The organism is Acidovorax sp. SUPP1855, from assembly GCF_030158955.1.
In the GTDB taxonomy this organism is placed as follows: domain Bacteria; phylum Pseudomonadota; class Gammaproteobacteria; order Burkholderiales; family Burkholderiaceae_C; genus Paracidovorax.
In genome coordinates, this window is record NZ_BQXI01000009.1 from 152,141 (window position 1) to 168,293 (window position 16,153).

A 16,153-nucleotide genomic window follows, 5' to 3' on the forward strand; every position below is an offset into this window, starting at 1 on the left:
GGGCGGCCCCCGGGCCGCTCCCTGAAACGCCCTAAAATCGCGGGTTACCCCCGATCCAACGACAACTCCTGCCATGACTCACGTCGTCTCCGAAAACTGCATCAAGTGCAAGTACACCGACTGTGTGGACGTGTGCCCCGTGGACTGCTTCCGCGAAGGCCCCAACTTCCTCGTGATCGACCCCGATGAATGCATCGACTGCGCCGTGTGCATTCCCGAGTGCCCGGCCAACGCCATCTTTGCCGAGGAAGACCTGCCCCCGGACCAGATCGCCTTCATCAAGATCAACGCCGACCTGTCGCCCCAATTCAAGAGCATCACCAAGCGCAAGGCGCCCCTGCCCGACGCCGACGAATGGAACGGCAAGCCCGGCAAGGTGGCCGACCTGATCCGCTGAAGCAGACAGGCCCCCGACGCCCCGTGAAGATCGAAGCGACCACAGCCCCCTCGAGAACCATCGAGACGGATGCCGCCGTCATCGGCGCGGGGCCGGTTGGGCTGTTCCAGGTGTTCCAGCTCGGGTTGCAGGGCATTGCAGCCCATGTGATCGATGCGCTGCCCCACGTGGGCGGCCAGTGCGCCGAGCTGTACGGCGACAAACCCATCTACGACATTCCCGGCATTCCCGTCTGCACCGGGCGCGAACTCGTCGCGTTGCTGCAGCGGCAGATCGCCCCGTTCCCACCCACCCTGCACCTGGGCCAGCGCGTTGCCACACTCGCGCCGCAGCTCGACGGGCGGCTTTTGCTGCAGACCACGGCCGGCACCGCGCTGCTGGCGCGCACGGTCTTCATCGCCGCGGGCGTGGGCGCGTTCGTGCCGCGCGCCGTCAAGGTTGAAGGCATCGATCGCTTCGAAGGCACGCAACTGCATTACCACGAGGATGCGGCCGACACCGCCGGCCGCCATGTGGTCGTGTATGGCGGCGAGGACGCCGCCGTGGCCCGCGCCATCGCCTGCGCCCAACCGGGCCCGCACGCCGCCGCCAGCGTGACCCTGCTGCACCGGCGCGATGCCTTCCAGGCGCCGCCCGAGGCCCTGGCCCATCTGCAGGCCCTGCGCGATGCCGGCCGCATCGCAGTGATGGCCGGGCAGATCGTCGGCATCGAGGTGCAGCACGACCGCCTGGCCGCGCTGCAACTGATCGACCCGGACGGCCAGCCACGACCGTTGCCGCTCGACGTGCTCATCGCCTGCCTCGGCATCTCGCCGCGCCTGGGCGCCATCGCCGACTGGGGCCTGGCGATGGAGCGCAAGCAGCTCGTGGTCGATACCGCGGCCTTCCGCACGGCCATCCCCGGCATCCATGCCGTGGGCGACATCAACACCTACCCCGGCAAGCGCAAGCTGATCCTGTGCGGCTTCCACGAAGCCACGCTGGCGGCTTTCGGCGCGGCCGAATACCTGTCCGGCGCGCCCGTGGCGTTGCAATACACCACCACCAGCGCCCGGCTGCACGAGCGGCTGGGGGTGGCGGTGCCGGCGGCCTCGGCACCGCCCTAGAATCGCGGCTTCGCCAGGGTTGCCGCCGACCGGCCCCCGTCTGAGACTTTCCCCTTGAATCGGCCGGGGTCATCCTCGCGCAGGCCATCCGCCTCCCGCCGCCACGCCCACCGCATGCCGTCCCGGCGTGCCTTGGGGCCAGCCCGTGCCGCGACCCTGCTGTGCCTGCCATCCACGGAGCTTCCATGCCGCCCTCCTCGCCCCCTGCGCCCGCCAACGACGCGCTGATCCCCATCGCGCCCGACCGCCGCGTCTTCCGTTTCGGCGACCATGCCTCGCTGTGGTTCAGCCTGGGCGTGGGCCTGCTGGTGATGCAGGTGGGCGCCTATCTGATGCCCGCGTTGAGCCCGCGCGAGGCGCTGGCGGCCATCGTGGCCGGGTCGCTGATCGGCGCCGGCCTGCTGGGCTGGGTGGCCAAGATCGGCTGCGACAGCGGCCTGGCGAGCGCCGGACTGATGCATGCCGTCTACGGGCGCGCGTTCGCGGGCCTGCCCATCGGGCTCAACATCGTGCAGCTCGCGGGCTGGGGCGCGTTCGAGCTGGTGGTGATGCGCGATGCCACGGTGGCCATCGGCCGGCAAGCCGGCGCCATGGGCGGGGCCCACTGGCCGGTGCTGGCCACGCTGCTGTGGGGCGGCGTGGTGATGCTGCTGCTCAGCGGCTCGATGGTGCAGCTGGTGCGCCGGCTCATCGCGCGCGTGGCGCTGCCCCTGGTGGTGCTGTCGCTGCTGTGGCTGAGCTGGCAGTTCGTGTCGCTGGCGCAGGCCCAGGGCTTCGCCACGCTGTGGACGCGCCCCGGCGCGGGCGGCATGGGCGTGCTGCCGGCGCTGGACCTGGTGATCGCCATGCCCATCTCCTGGCTGCCGCTGGTGGCCGACTACGCGCGCCACGGCACCTCCGGCCGGTCCGCGCTGCGCGGCACCTGGCTGGGCTACGCCCTGGCCAACCTGTGGTGCTATGCGCTCGGTGTGCTGGTGGCCCTCACGCTGCCCAGCCAGGACCTGGTGACCGCGCTGCTGCTGGCCCAGGGCGGGCTGATCGCGCTGTCGCTCATCCTGATCGACGAGGTGGACAACGCCTATGGCGATGCATATTCGGGCGCGGTGTCGGCCCACAGCCTGCTGCCGCGCTGGGGCGTGCGCCGCTGGGGCATGGCCATGGCGGCGCTGTGCACGGCGCTCGCCCTGGTGCTGCCCATGCACAGCCTGGAGCCGTTCCTACTCCTGCTCAGCTCGGTATTCGTGCCGCTGTTCGGCGTCATCCTGGGCCGGCTGGCGTTCGGTGCGCCGGTGCAGCAGGCCCTGGCAAAGGCGCGGCAGGTGGAATGGCTGCCCGTCGGCCTCTGGATCGCGGGCATCGCCTGCTACCACGGGCTGCCGCGGGTGCTGCCGGCGCTGGGCGCGGCGCTGCCGACACTGTGCCTGTGCTTCGCGCTGGCGTTCCTCACCCGGCCGGGCCGGCGCTGACCCACGCCTGCGGCGCACACGGCCGGCTTGCTTGGCCGCGTGGTGGTTTGAGGCAAAAATCGGACTCCAGCACAATCAAGTCGCCGGCATATAGCTATCACTTTCATAGCATGCCCGCCAGCCTTGGTCGGTGAGGGATGGGCAGGCAGCGCCCCTGCGCGGTCAGCCCTGCACGATGCGCTGCGCCACCGGGCTGTGCCCATGGTTCAGCGGCCCGTGGCCCCGGCCGGTGTGTACATCGGCGCCCGCGGCGATGGCCGCCAGGATGTAGGCGCGGGCATGCTCCACGGCCTGCACGAGCGGCTCGCCGAGCGCCAGGTGCGCGGCGATCGCGGACGACAGGGTGCAGCCCGTTCCGTGCCCGTTGTGCGTGGCGATGCGGGCTGACTGCAGCCGGTGGTACAGGCCCTGCGGCCCGGCCAGCACGTCGATCACCCAGTCGCCCGGCAGGTGGCCGCCCTTGAGCAGCACGGCCGGCGCACCGAGCGCCAGCAGGTCCTGCGCCGCAGCGTCCAGCGCATCGGCGCCGTCCACCGCCCGTCCCAGCAGCAAGCCCGCTTCGTCGAGGTTGGGCGTGACCAGCGTGGCGAGCGGGAACAAGGCCTCGACCAGCACGCCCACGGTTTCTTGCGCGATGAGCCGGTCGCCGCTGGTGGCGACCATCACCGGGTCCAGCACCACGTGCGGAAGGCGGTGGCGGCGGATGGCATCGGCCACCACGCGCACCACCTCGGGCGAATGCAGCATGCCGATCTTCACGGCGTCCACGCCGATGTCCTCCACCACCGCATCGATCTGCTGGCGCAGCATGTCCGGCGGCACGCCGTGGATGGCGCGCACGCCCTGCGTGTTCTGCGCGGTCAGGGCGGTGATGGCGGTCATGCCGTAGCAGCCCAGGGCGCTGAAGGTTTTCAGGTCGGCCTGGATGCCCGCTCCGCCGCCGCTGTCCGATCCGGCGATCGACAGCACGCGTGCGTAGCGGCGGGCGGCCGGCGGCGAGAGGGTCTCAGTGTTCATGGGCAAAAATTATGGCCCATGCGCCAGGTCAAACCGGCGGGCGCGGTCACTGTGCTGTAATCCCTGCACGGACGAAACAGGGGTGTCCCGCCCATGGCGCGCGACTGAGAACATACCCTGGGGCCTGGCGGCCACACCACCGCCCCGCGTGCCCCGCGACCCGATCCAGGTCATGCTGGCGTGGGGAGTTTCATCGGCGGAGCCTTCCCGTTTTGTCCCCCTGTTGGCTTGCAGACAGACGGACCCGATGCGCCCCCTTCTTCTTTCCCCTTCCTCGCCCTCTTCCCTTGCCATTATGGGCGCCGGCCTCATGGGCCGGCTGCTGGCCGTGGAGCTGGCCCACCAGGGCCATGCGGTCACGGTCTACGACGCCGCTGGGCCCGATGCGCAAGGCGCCGCGGCGCGCATCGCCGCAGCCATGCTGGCACCGTTGGCGGAGTCCGCGGTGACCGAGCCCGGCGTGGTGCGCATGGGCCACTACGCGCTCACGCGCTGGCCCCAGTTGCTGGCCCGCCTGAACGGGCCCGTGTTCTTTCAGCAGGAGGGCACGCTGATCCTGTGGCACCGCCAGGACGCGCCCGAGGCCGCGCGGCTGCGCGGACAACTCGAACGCACCACGGCCACCCTGCCGGAACTGCCCGCCCTGCAGGTGCTCGACAGCGCCGGCGTGCAGGCGCACGAGCCGGCCGTGGGCCAGCGCTTCGCCCAGGGGCTGTATCTGCCCGGCGAGGGCCAGCTGGACAACCGGCAACTGCTGGCCGCGCTGGAGGCCAGCTTCGCCGGCCTGGGCATCGAGGCCCATTGGCACTGCCCGCGCGCACCGTCGGACTTTTCGCCCGGCACGTCTGGCCAGCCCGACTGGGTGATCGACTGCCGGGGCCTGGGCGCCCGTGCGCAGTGGAGCGCGCTGCGCGGCGTGCGCGGCGAAGTCGTGCGCGTGCATGCGCCCGAGGTGACACTGCGGCGGCCGACCCGCCTGGTGCACCCGCGCTACCCGATCTACATCGCCCCCAAGGAAGACCACCTGTTCGTGATCGGCGCGACCGAGATCGAATCGGACGACCTGTCGCCCGCCAGCGTGCGCTCCACGCTGGAGCTGCTGAGCGCGGCCTACGCGGTGCATTCGGGCTTTGCCGAGGCCCGCATCCTCGAAGTGGCCACGCAATGCCGCCCGACCCTGCCCGACAACCTGCCCGCCCTCCGCCAGGTGCGCCCGCGCGTGCTGGAGGTCAACGGCCTGTACCGCCATGGCTTCATGATCGCCCCGGCCATCCTCGACGCCGTCATGGAATGGTTGAACCAGGGACAATCGGCCCTGGCCTCCCGTTTCGATTTGGCCCTGCACCTCGACGAAGAGGCGGCCCTTTCCCCATGAACATCACCATCAACCAGACCGCCGCGACCCTGCCGGAGACGGCCACCGTGGCCGACGCGCTGGCCGCCATCGCCGCGCGCCCGCCCTTCGCCGTGGCCGTGAACACCGTTTTCGTTCCCAACACCCAGTACCACCTGCGCCAGCTCGCCGCGGGCGACCGGGTGGAAGTGATCTCGCCCGTGACGGGCGGCTGAGCGCCATGCATTCCCCTTCCAACCCTTCTCACGACAACGACGACACCGATGCACTGGTGCTGTACGGCCAGCGCTTTTCCAGCCGCCTGCTGCTGGGCACCGCCCGTTACCCTTCCCCTAGCGTGCTCGAAGCCGCCGTGCAGCGCGCCCGGCCCGCGATGGTGACCGCCTCGCTGCGGCGCCAGGGCAGCAACGCCGCCGAAACCGGCAGCGGCTTCTGGGAGCTGCTGCGGCGCCTGGAGGTGCCCGTGCTGCCCAACACCGCCGGCTGCCACAGCGTGCAGGAGGCCATCACCACCGCGCAGATGGCGCGCGAGGTGTTCGGCACGCCCTGGATCAAGCTGGAGCTGATCGGCGACGACTACACGCTGCAGCCCGACACACTGAACTTGGTCGATGCCGCCTCGCAGTTGATCCGCGACGGCTTCCAGGTGCTGCCCTACTGCACCGAGGACCTGGTGCTCTGCCAACGCCTCGTCGATGTGGGCTGCCAGGCAGTGATGCCCTGGGCCGCGCCCATCGGCACCGGCCGCGGCCCCGTCAACCCCTATGCGCTGCAGTTGCTGCGCGAGCGCCTGGACGTGCCCATGCTGGTGGACGCGGGCCTGGGCCTGCCCTCGCATGCCTGCCAGGTGATGGAATGGGGCTACGACGGCGTGCTGCTCAATACCGCCGTGGCCCTGGCGCAAGACCCGGTGGCCATGGCCGGCGCCTTCGCCGACGCCGTGCAGGCCGGCCGCACCGCCCGACGCGCGGGCGCCATGGCCGCGCAGGAAGCCGCCCAGCCGAGCACCCCGGTGCTGGGCACCCCTTTCTGGCACCACGATCATGGCTGAAATGCTGCACGGAACCGCTTCGGGGCACGCCGCATCGGTGCGCGCCATCCTGGCCGCGCATGGCGCCGCCTTCGCCGACTTCCCGTCCCAACCGGCCCCCGTGCCGCTGTCCGGCGGCCCGGTGTACCGAGCGGCGCTGGAGGCCTGCAGCGCATTGGGTTTCATCGCCAGCGATGCCGAGTGCCTTGCCCGGGCCTGGCAGGCACAGACGGACCGCACCGGCGGCTTCGATGCCGCGCAGTGGCCCGATGCGCCGCAAGACTTCGGCCTGCAGCCGCTGCCGCACCGCCAGCCCTTCCCCGCCTGCCCCGAGCGGCTGGGCCTCTATACAGTGCTGCCCGATGCGCAATGGGTGGGCCGCATGGCCCGTGCCGGCGTACCCACCGTGCAGCTGCGCTACAAGACGGACGACGCACAAACCATCGTGCAGGAAGTGCGGGCCGCCGTGGACGCCGTGCGTGGCACGCATGCCCTGCTGTTCATCAACGATCACTGGCAGGCCGCCATCGACGCGGGCGCCTACGGCGTGCACCTGGGCCAGGAAGACCTCGATGCGCTGGCGCCCGCGCAGCTGCAGGCCATCCGCGACGCCGGGCTGCGCCTGGGGGTCAGCACCCACGGCTATGCGGAAATGGTGCGCGCCGATGCCGCGGCGCCCAGCTACGTGGCCATGGGGGCCGTGTTTCCCACCACGCTCAAGAAGATGGCCACCGTGCCCCAGGGGGTGGCACGCCTGGCCGGCTACGCCCGCCTGATGCGGCACTACCCGATGGTCGCCATCGGCGGCATCGGGGCGCCGCAGTTCGGCGAGGTGCTGGCCACGGGCGTGGGCTCGATCGCCGTGGTGCGGGCGCTCGTCAATGCCGACGATCCGGAAGCCGCGGCGCAGGATCTGATGGCCCGCATGGCCGATTGACACCGGCCACGCCTGGCAGGCGCGCCGCCACGGCAGCGAGCCGCAACGCGGGGCATGCCCGCATCGAAAAAGGCCCCGAAGGGCCTTTTTTAAGTCACTTGTCCGTGCGCTGCTTTCGCTCCAGCTCTTCGAGCTCCAGCCGCAGTTCCATCTTGTCGTTGTCCATGCCGAAGCCGACCGGTTGCCCGGCAGACGGCGGCGCGGTGACGGGCACCGGGGGCAGCTCGCTCAGCGTGAGCGGCGGCGGATCCGTCAGGTCGATGTCCAGCATGGCCTCGGAGATCGGCTTGGGGGCCAGCGGCGCCGGGATCGACTCCCAGGAGAACCCGGCAGACAGCGAGTCCAGCGATTGCAGTTCCTGCTCCCGGCGCGCGGAGAGGCTGTCCACACCGAAGGCGCTGGCGGAAGGCAATTCCGGCTCGGGCTCGATTTCCAGCGGCGGGGGCGTGAGGGGTGTGGTGCGGGTGCGTGGCGGCGGGGCACCGCGGGCACTGGCCGGTGTGGTCTGCGCGATGGCCAGCAACAGCAACAGATCGTCGTAGGCCGCCAGATCGAACGGCGACGCGATGGCGTCTTCGCCGCGACGGAACAGGCAGCCTTCGAGGGTTTCCAGCACTTCGGGGGACGACCATTCGGCCTCGATGGCTGCCAACGCTTCCGTGTAGCTCTCCAGCGTCAGGCCCGTCCGGTGGAACGAGGAGAACTCCGGCACCTGCGCATTGAACTGCGCCTGGAACTGGGCCCGCAGCTGATTGAAGCTCTCCACCCGGCTGAGCGTGTGGTACAGGCGCAGCAACTCCAGGTAGGCGAAGGGCGAGGTCTCTCCATGCTCGGCAATGTGGCGCTTGAGCACGCCGATGGCCTGGTCATGCTCGCCCACCGACACGAAGAAGTCGGCCTGCTGCTGGATGTCGAACAGGTCCTCCGGATGCACGATGGGTGCGGCGCGGACGGCCAGGGCCGGCGGCGGCACCACCGATACGGGTGGCACGGGGGCCGGCGGCGCCAGGGGCGCGGGCGCGCTGCGCAATGAGGGTTCAGTGCGGCGCATCACCGGCGGCGGAGCGCGCTCGGGCAAGGTGGCGGCGCGCGGCGCGGGCTTGGCGGGTGCCGGGGCCGGCATCGGCGCAGGCACGGGCACCGCCACAGGGGCCGGGGGCACGACCGGCTCAGGCATGCCCGCCCAATCGTCCGCCGCCTGCGGCGCGGTCTGGAGGGACTCGCGCCCTGCCGGCCCATCCACCACCGCGCCGGCTACGGGGCCGTTGCCGCCACTGGCAGCGACGGCATGGCTCCAGGCCAGCGCCGACTGGCGGCGTGCGCGCGCCCAGATCCAGGCAGCCAATCCCAGGGCCAGAACCAGCAAGGCCAGCAACCCGTAAACCACCGTGGCGGAAAACCGCTCGGTCTCGGCGGCTTCCAGCTGCTGCTTGAGCTGGGCGGCGGCCGCGCGCTCGGAGGTGGCCTGGGCACGCTGCGCTGCCACCTCGGCTTCGAGCTTGCCGGTGCGTGCCGCGGACTGCTGCAGTTCTTCCACCGGCGTGTTCAGGGCCTTCCACAGCGCAGCGGCTTCGGTGCGCTGGGGGCTGGCATCGGTGGCGGTGGGCGCGGCCATCTCCGGCGCCGCACGCAGCGGCAGCGGGGCGTCGAGCCACACATCCAAAGGCTCCATCACGAGGCGGGGGCGCTCAACGGGCGCCGGCTGCTGCGGGCTGGTGAACACCGCGCGGCCCGATGCGGGCGTGGCGGGGGCCGCCGCAGCACGGGGTGCGGGGGCATTCGCGGCAGGGGCCCGTAGGGGACGGGACGCCGCCGCGGGCCTGCGTGGGGGTGCATCGGTGGTGGCTGCTGCGGAAGTCCGTCCCGCACCCGTTGCAGCCGCGCCGTCGCCTGCCAGCCCGGCACCTGTGGCCGGTGCCGTGCGAGGCCGCGCCAATTGGCCCAGGTCCACGGGGCGGGATGTGCCAGCCGCCGATTCGGGCAACTGCGCAAAAAAAGTGTAGTTTCGTGTAACACCGCCGCGGCATCCCGCGGTGAGCCTGGCGGTGAGAATGGGTTCGTCGGCCGACACATTGGCCTGCACGCGCACGGCAGCGGATCGGCCGGCCGAGGCGGGTATCGGCGTCACCCGCACTTTGGAATCCGGCACCGGCGTCTCGCCGGAAACCAGCCGGGCCGCCACGCAGGAAGATTCGATGTCCGTGCCCGGGTCGGGCTGCACCTCGAACACCAGATCCACCGGAGCGCCCAGCACCACGGCGCCGCGGCTCGCGCCCAGCGAAAGTGCCGTGGCGCTGCAGGCAACCATCGACAAACTTGCACCAAGAATCGCGTTACTTATTTTCACAACAGTTTCTTTTTTGTTCGGCCCATTCTGGCACATAAGTACTCCCCAATACGCCGCCGCCATAATGCGCCCCATGACCAGCAACCCATTTTCCTTCGTGGGCATCATAGGCACCGGTGCCATGGGCCAGGGCATTGCCCAGATGGCGGCACAGGCCGGCAGCAATGTTCTTCTATTTGATGCCAAGCCTAACTCAGCAGGCGAAGCGATTGACCATATCAAGCAGCAATGGCTGCGCCTCGTAGGCAAGGGCCGCATTACCGAAAGCCAGGCCGGCGACTGGCAGGCGCGGTTGGCGGCGGTGTCCTCGCTGGAAGGTCTGGCGCAATGCGACCTGATCGTCGAAGCCATTGTGGAGCGGCTCGACGCCAAGCAGTCGCTTTTTGCACAGATGGAGCGCATTGTCGCCACAGATACCGTGCTGGCAAGCAACACGTCGTCGCTTTCGGTGACGGCCATTGGTGCGGCGCTGCAACACCCACAGCGTCTGGCGGGTTTCCATTTCTTCAATCCCGTGCCGCTGATGAAGGTGGTGGAAGTCATCGCCGGCCTGCGCACGGACCCCGCCGTGTGCGAGCGGCTCGCCGCGCACGCCCGCTGCATGGGCCACACCCCGGTGCAGGCGCAGGACACGCCGGGCTTCATCGTCAACCATGCGGGACGGGGCTACGGCACCGAAGCGCTGCGGATCGTGAGCGAGGGCATTGCCGATTTCGCCACGGTGGACCGCATCCTGCGCGACCAGGTTGGCTTCAAATTGGGCCCCTTCGAGCTCATGGACCTGACCGCGCTCGACGTGTCGCACCCGGTCATGGAATCGGTGTACCACCAGTATTTCGAGGAGCCCCGCTACCGCCCCAGTGTGATCACCGCCCAGCGCCTGGCCGGCGGCATGCTCGGCAGGAAGACCGGCGAGGGCTTCTTCCGCTATGCCGACGGCGTGGCGCAGGTGCCCGCGGAGCCGGCCGCACCGGTCGTGGACCACATACCGCCGGTCTGGGTGTCCCCCCGTGCCGCGCGGCGGGCCGAGCTGTACCAGTTGCTCAAGGACCTGGGCGCGCAGATCGAAACCGGCACCTCGCCCTCTCCCAACGCGATCACGCTGGTGGCGCCTCTGGGGTTCGACATCACCACGGTGGCCGTGGTGGAGCGGCTCGACCCCGCCCGCACCCTGGGCATCGACATGCTGGTGGAAGACGCCGCCACCAGGCGCCGCGTGCTGGCCACCAACCCCGCCACGCGCGTGGACATCCGCAACGCGGCCCACGCGCTGTTCGCCCGCGACGGCAAGCCGGTGAGCGTGATCCGAGACAGCGGCGGCTTCGTCACGCAGCGCGTGGTGGCCACCATCGTGAACATCGCCAGCGACATCTGCCAGCAAGGCATCTGCAGCCCGGCCGACCTGGAAACGGCGGTCACGTTGGGCCTGGGGTATCCGCTCGGGCCGCTCGCCATGGGCAATCGCTGGGGACCGACCAACATCCTCGAAGTGCTGTTCAACATGCAGACCGTGTATGGCGACACGCGCTACCGGCCCAGCCCCTGGCTGCGCCGGCGCGGTGCGATCGGGCTCAGCCTACTGCACGAAGAAGAGTGAACCCACCGATCTTCCCTGCGGGCCGGCGCATCGCCGGCCCTGCCCGCCTCTTCTTTACCTAAAGCGCCCATGCCCGCCCAACTCCAGAGCACCAGCCACCGCCAGACCCTCGTGCTGACCATCCGCCACCCGGAAATGCGCAACGCGCTCGATCCGGCCATCTGCGCGGCAGGCATCGAAGCCCTGAACGGCACCGAGCGCAGCGCGGACGTGCGCAGCGTGGTCATTACCGGCGCCGACGGCACGTTCTGCGCGGGCGGCAACCTGCAGCGGCTGCTGGCGCGGCGCCAGGAAGATGCCGAGTCGCAGGCGCAGGGCGTGGAAGCGCTGCACCACTGGATCGAAACCATTCGCGCCTACCCCAAGCCGGTGATCGCCGCGGTCGAGGGCGCAGCGGCCGGAGCGGGCTTCTCGCTGGCGCTGGCCTGTGACCTCGTCGTGGCAGCGCGCAACGCGACCTTCACCATGGCCTACAGCAACATCGCGTTGTCGCCCGACGGTGGCGCAAGCTGGAGCCTCGCCAACGCCGTGCCGCGCCAACTGGCCAGCGAAATGCTCATGGGCGGCGGCAAAGTGGAGGCCGAACGCCTGCACGCCCTGGGCGTGGTCAACCGGCTGTCGCAGGCCGGCTCGGCCCTGGCCTGCGCGCTGGAGTTGGCAGACACCCTGAACGCACGCGCCCCCAATGCGCTGGCCAGCATCAAGGAGCTGATCAGCGAGGCCCCGCAGAACACGCTGACCGCGCAGCTGGCCCAGGAGCGCCAGCACTTCGTGCGCAACCTGCAGCACCCCAACGCGGGTGAAGGCATCTCCGCCTTTCTGGAAAAGCGCCCAGCGCGCTATTAATAAGATAGCAATCAGGGCATATGAAACGCCGGCATCGGGGCATTTCGCCTCGAATCGCCGCCCCTGAGCTCCGTCATCGTCTTCGCGCCGGCCCCTACCGGCCGCGTCGCGGCGTGGCCGCGCGCGCGTGCCAGACACGCAGGCGACAGCCCCGGGACAACGAGCAGCAGGCGCACCGGTCCCGGGCGCGACAATGAAAGCGATACCAGTCACCCAAAAGACAGACCAATGGACGACCCCATTCTTACCATCGAAGAACGTGAAGCGATCAATACCGGTCGCTGGTTCTCTTCCCTCTCCCCTTCTCTGCGGCACGACATTCTCCGATGCGCGTACGTCAAACGCTTCAAGGACGGCGGCCTGATCGCCGCCCGCGGCGATCCGCCCGAGGAATGGATCGCGTGCGCCCGCGGCGCGGTGCGGGTGAGCTCCACCTCCATCTCGGGCAAGCAGATCACGCTGACCTATGTGGAGCCCGGCATCTGGTTCGGCGACGTGGCGATCTTCGACGGGGACCGCCGCACGCACGATGCCTATGCCCACGGCGACACCACCATCCTGTGCGTGGCCAAGGCCGACTTCCGCAAGATCCTCAGCGCGCACGTGGAGTTCTACGAAGCCATGCTGCGCCTGCATGCGCGGCGCATCCGCCAGCTCTACGGCCTGGTGGAAGACCTCAATACCTTGCCCTTGCGTGCGCGGTTGGCCAAGCAGTTGCTGCACCTGGTGCGCAGCTACGGCATTCCCAGCCTGTCGGACGGGCGCGAGATGCGCATCGGCCTGCAACTGGCGCAGGAAGAGCTGGCGCAGTTGCTGGGCGCTTCGCGCCAGCGCGTGAACCAGGAACTCAAATCGATGGAGCGCGAGGACGCCATCCGCATCGAGCCGGGCGGCCTTGTGGTGCGTGACCGCGAAGCCCTGATGCGCATCGCAGAAACCGACAACTGACCACCCCGCCGGCCTCCCACCTCCACCGCATTCCATGAGCAACTACGACCACTTCATCGGCACCCGGCCCGTCTCCGATCAGCATGCGTTCGACACCCGAGCCCTGAGCGACTGGCTGGGCCGGAACCTGGATGGATTCGCCGGACCGCTGACGGTGGAGATGTTCAAGGGCGGCCAGTCCAACCCCACCTACAAGCTCGTCACACCGGGCCGCAGCTACGTGATGCGCGCCAAGCCCGGGCCGGTCGCCAAGCTGCTGCCATCGGCCCATGCGATCGAGCGTGAATTCGCGGTGATGAGCGGGCTGGCCGGCACCGACGTGCCCGTGCCGCACATGCATGTGCTGTGTGAGGACGAGTCGGTGATCGGCCGGGCGTTCTATGTGATGGAGTTCATGGAAGGCCGCGTGCTGTGGGACCAGTCGCTGCCCGGCCTGCAGCCGGCCGAGCGCGGCGCCATCTACGACGAGATGAACCGCGTGATCTCGGCACTGCACACGGTGCGTTTCGCCGACCGGGGCCTGGCCGGCTATGGCAAGCCGGGCAATTACTTCGACCGGCAGATCGGCCGCTGGAGCAAGCAGTACGCGGCCTCCATCACCCAGCCCATCGAGGAGATGGACCGGCTCATGGAGTGGCTGCCTGCGCACATTCCGGAGAGCGCGCGCGACGAGAACCGCGTGTCCATCGTGCATGGCGACTTCCGGCTCGACAACCTGATGTTCCACCCCACCGAGAACCGCGTAATCGCGGTGCTGGACTGGGAGCTGTCCACCCTGGGCCATCCACTGGCCGATTTCAGCTACCACTGCATGGCCTGGCACATCCCGCCGGGCATGTTCCGCGGCATCGCGGGGCTGGACATCGCGGCACTGGGCATTCCGGACGAGGCCGACTACATCCGCCGCTATTGCGAGCGCACCGGATTCACCACGCCCGAGGCGCTGCGTGCCGACTGGAACTTCTACCTGGCCTACAACCTGTTCCGCCTGGCCTCGATCCTGCAAGGCATCGCCAAGCGGGTGGAAGCCGGTACCGCCTCCAGCGCCCAGGCACGCACCTCGGGCGAAGGCGCCCGGCCCCTGGCCCAGATGGCCTGGGGGTTCGCCCAGCGCATGTGAAACCACGGCCGGCGGTGCAGCACCGCCGGCCTGCCCCCAAGCCTTTCAACCGGAGGACCGCGATGGATTTTGACTACTCACCGAAGACCCAGGACCTGCAGGCACGCCTGCGGCAGTTCATGGACGACCACATCTACCCTTCGGAGCCCGCCTATGCCGCCGAGTTGGCGGCCAACACCGCCGCCGGCAAGCGCTGGACGACCCTGAACACCATCGAGCAGCTCAAGCCCAAGGCCCGCGCCGCCGGGCTGTGGAATCTGTTCCTTCCGGTGGACAGCGCCGCCGCCTCGGGCTATGACGGCGCAGGGCTGACCAACCAGGAATACGCGCCGCTGGCCGAGATCATGGGCCGCGTGCCCTGGGCCAGCGAGGTGTTCAACTGCTCCGCGCCGGACACCGGAAACATGGAGACCATCGCGCGCTACGGCAGCGAGGAGAACAAGGCGCGCTGGCTCAAGCCGCTGCTGGAGGGGCAGATCCGCTCGGCCTTCGCCATGACCGAACCCGACGTGGCCTCCAGCGACGCGACCAACATCGAGACGCGCATCGAACGCCAGGGCGACGAGTACGTCATCAACGGCCGCAAGTGGTGGATCTCGGGCGCGGCGGACCCGCGCTGCGCGGTGTTCATCACCATGGGCAAGAGCGATCCGGAAGCGGCCCGCCACTCCCAGCAGAGCATGGTGCTGGTGCCGGCGGACACGCCCGGCATCCGCGTCCTGCGCCCGCTGAACGTGTTCGGCTACGACGACGCGCCCCACGGCCACGTGGAGATGGTGTTCGAGAACGTGCGCGTGCCCGCCTCCAACATCCTTCTGGGCGAGGGCCGCGGCTTCGAGATCGCGCAGGGCCGACTGGGCCCGGGCCGCATCCACCACTGCATGCGGCTCATCGGACTGGCCGAACGCGCGCTCGAGCTGATGTGCCGCCGCGCCAGCAGCCGCGTCGCCTTCGGCAAGCCGGTCTCGCAGCAGACGGTGACGCAGGAGCGCATCGCCGAGGCCCGCTGCAAGATCGACATGGCCCGCCTGCTTACTTTGAAAGCGGCGTGGCTGATGGACGTGGCCGGCAACAAGGTCGCACGCACCGAGATCGCCATGATCAAGGTGGTCGCGCCCAGCATGGCTTGCCAAGTGATCGACTGGGCCATGCAGGTGCATGGCGGCGGCGGCATGTGCGACGACTTTCCGCTGGCCTATGCCTATGCCAACGCGCGCACCCTGCGCTTTGCCGATGGCCCGGACGAGGTGCACCGCAACGCCATCGCCAAGTGGGAACTGGGCAAGTACGGAACCTACGGCAGCAGCGTGGAGCCGCCCATCACGCGCGGCTGCTGACAGCCTGCAGCCCCAAGGTGCAGGGGCCCACGCATCCCGGCCCCCTGCCCTTCAGATTTCACTCAAAGAGGTTGCGATCGCCCCGGATCACGGGGCGTTTTTCCATGGCATCGAAAAGTGGCACGGGTCGCCCCAGACCCGGGCCCACCATCACTCCCAACGTTGCCGAGCCGCAATGGCCCCCAAGGGGTACTCGCGCCGTCCATGCGGTTGGCGCAGGACAATCCGGCAAGCGAAACGCTCGATGCCGATATCGTCTTCCAGCATCTTTTCCATCAGCGCCTGAAAAGCGCCGATGCCCGACACCACGATCTTGAGCAGGTAGTCGTATCCGCCGCTGACGTTGTAGCACTCGACGATCTCTTGGTACTTCCCGGCGCCTTCCTCGAACTTTCGAAAATCATGCGGCCGGTGGCTGCCGATGGTGACCTCGGAGAACACGATGACGTGATCCCCCAGTTTTTCGAGCGCGATGTCGGCGCTGTAGCCACGGATCAGTCCGATCTCCTGCAGCCGCTTCGTGCGCAGGAGACACGGGCTGGGGCTCAGCCCCACCGACTTGGCCAGATCGACGTTCGAGCAGCGCCCCTCGCGCTGAAGATGCGCGAGGATCTTGAGGTCAAACCGATCGAACAGGATGGCCGATTTCAT

General features: G+C 69.3%; 15 protein-coding genes. 12 read left to right on the forward strand and 3 right to left on the reverse strand.

The window, feature by feature from the left end; translation table 11 throughout:
- Nucleotides 1-73: 73 nt before the first annotated feature.
- The 3 genes from fdxA (at nt 74) to AVMA1855_RS10550 (ending at nt 2,969) form a co-directional block, all read left to right on the forward strand.
- The gene (gene fdxA / locus AVMA1855_RS10540) at nt 74-397 is read left to right on the forward strand and encodes a ferredoxin FdxA (protein WP_092743740.1); all 324 of its coding nucleotides are present in this window, start codon (nt 74-76) and stop codon (nt 395-397) included.
- A 29-nt stretch (nt 398-426) separates the two neighbouring features.
- Nucleotides 427-1,503 carry an NAD(P)/FAD-dependent oxidoreductase gene (locus AVMA1855_RS10545; protein ID WP_284425693.1) on the forward strand — a complete coding sequence of 359 codons (1,077 nt, stop codon included), beginning with the start codon at nt 427-429 and terminating at the stop codon, nt 1,501-1,503.
- A gap of 185 nt (nt 1,504-1,688) precedes the next feature.
- A complete protein-coding gene (locus tag AVMA1855_RS10550) occupies nt 1,689-2,969 on the forward strand; it encodes a purine-cytosine permease family protein (RefSeq protein WP_284425663.1) in 1,281 nt (426 codons plus the stop codon).
- Nucleotides 2,970-3,131: 162 nt separating this feature from the next.
- Here AVMA1855_RS10550 and thiD read toward each other — a convergent pair whose 3' ends face one another.
- Entirely contained in the window at nt 3,132-3,986 is an 855-nt protein-coding gene (gene thiD, locus AVMA1855_RS10555) for a bifunctional hydroxymethylpyrimidine kinase/phosphomethylpyrimidine kinase (RefSeq protein WP_284425664.1), read from the reverse strand.
- A 295-nt stretch (nt 3,987-4,281) separates the two neighbouring features.
- Between thiD and AVMA1855_RS10560 the strand changes: the two genes are divergently transcribed.
- Genes AVMA1855_RS10560 through AVMA1855_RS10575 form a run of 4 tightly spaced genes read left to right on the forward strand, consistent with a single transcriptional unit; the run spans nt 4,282 to nt 7,307 of the window.
- The gene (locus AVMA1855_RS10560; RefSeq protein WP_284425665.1) at nt 4,282-5,361 is read left to right on the forward strand and encodes an FAD-dependent oxidoreductase; all 1,080 of its coding nucleotides are present in this window, start codon (nt 4,282-4,284) and stop codon (nt 5,359-5,361) included.
- Nucleotides 5,358-5,555: a sulfur carrier protein ThiS gene (gene thiS, locus AVMA1855_RS10565; protein WP_272569312.1), complete on the forward strand. Its 198-nt coding sequence runs from the start codon at nt 5,358-5,360 to the stop codon at nt 5,553-5,555. Before AVMA1855_RS10560 ends, thiS begins: the two co-directional genes overlap by 4 nt.
- 5 nt (nt 5,556-5,560) lie before the next feature.
- A complete protein-coding gene (locus tag AVMA1855_RS10570) occupies nt 5,561-6,391 on the forward strand; it encodes a thiazole synthase (protein ID WP_284425666.1) in 831 nt (276 codons plus the stop codon).
- 1 nt (nt 6,392) lies between these two features.
- Nucleotides 6,393-7,307: a thiamine phosphate synthase gene (locus AVMA1855_RS10575; RefSeq protein WP_284425667.1), complete on the forward strand. Its 915-nt coding sequence runs from the start codon at nt 6,393-6,395 to the stop codon at nt 7,305-7,307.
- 94 nt (nt 7,308-7,401) lie between these two features.
- Here AVMA1855_RS10575 and AVMA1855_RS10580 read toward each other — a convergent pair whose 3' ends face one another.
- The gene (locus tag AVMA1855_RS10580; RefSeq protein ID WP_284425668.1) at nt 7,402-9,615 is read right to left on the reverse strand and encodes a hypothetical protein; all 2,214 of its coding nucleotides are present in this window, start codon (nt 9,613-9,615) and stop codon (nt 7,402-7,404) included.
- 112 nt (nt 9,616-9,727) lie between these two features.
- Here AVMA1855_RS10580 and AVMA1855_RS10585 point away from each other — a divergent pair, with 112 nt between their 5' ends.
- The 5 genes from AVMA1855_RS10585 to AVMA1855_RS10605 all read left to right on the forward strand — a co-directional run bounded on the left by AVMA1855_RS10585 (nt 9,728) and on the right by AVMA1855_RS10605 (nt 15,502).
- Complete coding sequence (locus AVMA1855_RS10585; RefSeq protein WP_284425669.1) at nt 9,728-11,251, forward strand: 3-hydroxyacyl-CoA dehydrogenase; 1,524 nt, start codon at nt 9,728-9,730, stop codon at nt 11,249-11,251.
- Nucleotides 11,252-11,320: 69 nt separating this feature from the next.
- Nucleotides 11,321-12,097: an oxepin-CoA hydrolase, alternative type gene (locus AVMA1855_RS10590; RefSeq protein ID WP_284425670.1), complete on the forward strand. Its 777-nt coding sequence runs from the start codon at nt 11,321-11,323 to the stop codon at nt 12,095-12,097.
- 228 nt (nt 12,098-12,325) lie between these two features.
- Nucleotides 12,326-13,045, forward strand: coding sequence for a Crp/Fnr family transcriptional regulator (locus tag AVMA1855_RS10595; RefSeq protein WP_092743762.1), 720 nt, complete (start codon nt 12,326-12,328; stop codon nt 13,043-13,045).
- Between the two features lie 34 nt (nt 13,046-13,079).
- Nucleotides 13,080-14,165: a phosphotransferase gene (locus AVMA1855_RS10600; protein ID WP_284414487.1), complete on the forward strand. Its 1,086-nt coding sequence runs from the start codon at nt 13,080-13,082 to the stop codon at nt 14,163-14,165.
- Between the two features lie 62 nt (nt 14,166-14,227).
- On the forward strand, nt 14,228-15,502 hold the full coding sequence (locus tag AVMA1855_RS10605; protein WP_284425671.1) for an acyl-CoA dehydrogenase family protein: 1,275 nt from the start codon (nt 14,228-14,230) through the stop codon (nt 15,500-15,502).
- 150 nt (nt 15,503-15,652) lie between these two features.
- Here AVMA1855_RS10605 and AVMA1855_RS10610 read toward each other — a convergent pair whose 3' ends face one another.
- On the reverse strand, nt 15,653-16,153 hold the full coding sequence (locus AVMA1855_RS10610) for an Lrp/AsnC family transcriptional regulator (RefSeq protein ID WP_284400048.1): 501 nt from the start codon (nt 16,151-16,153) through the stop codon (nt 15,653-15,655).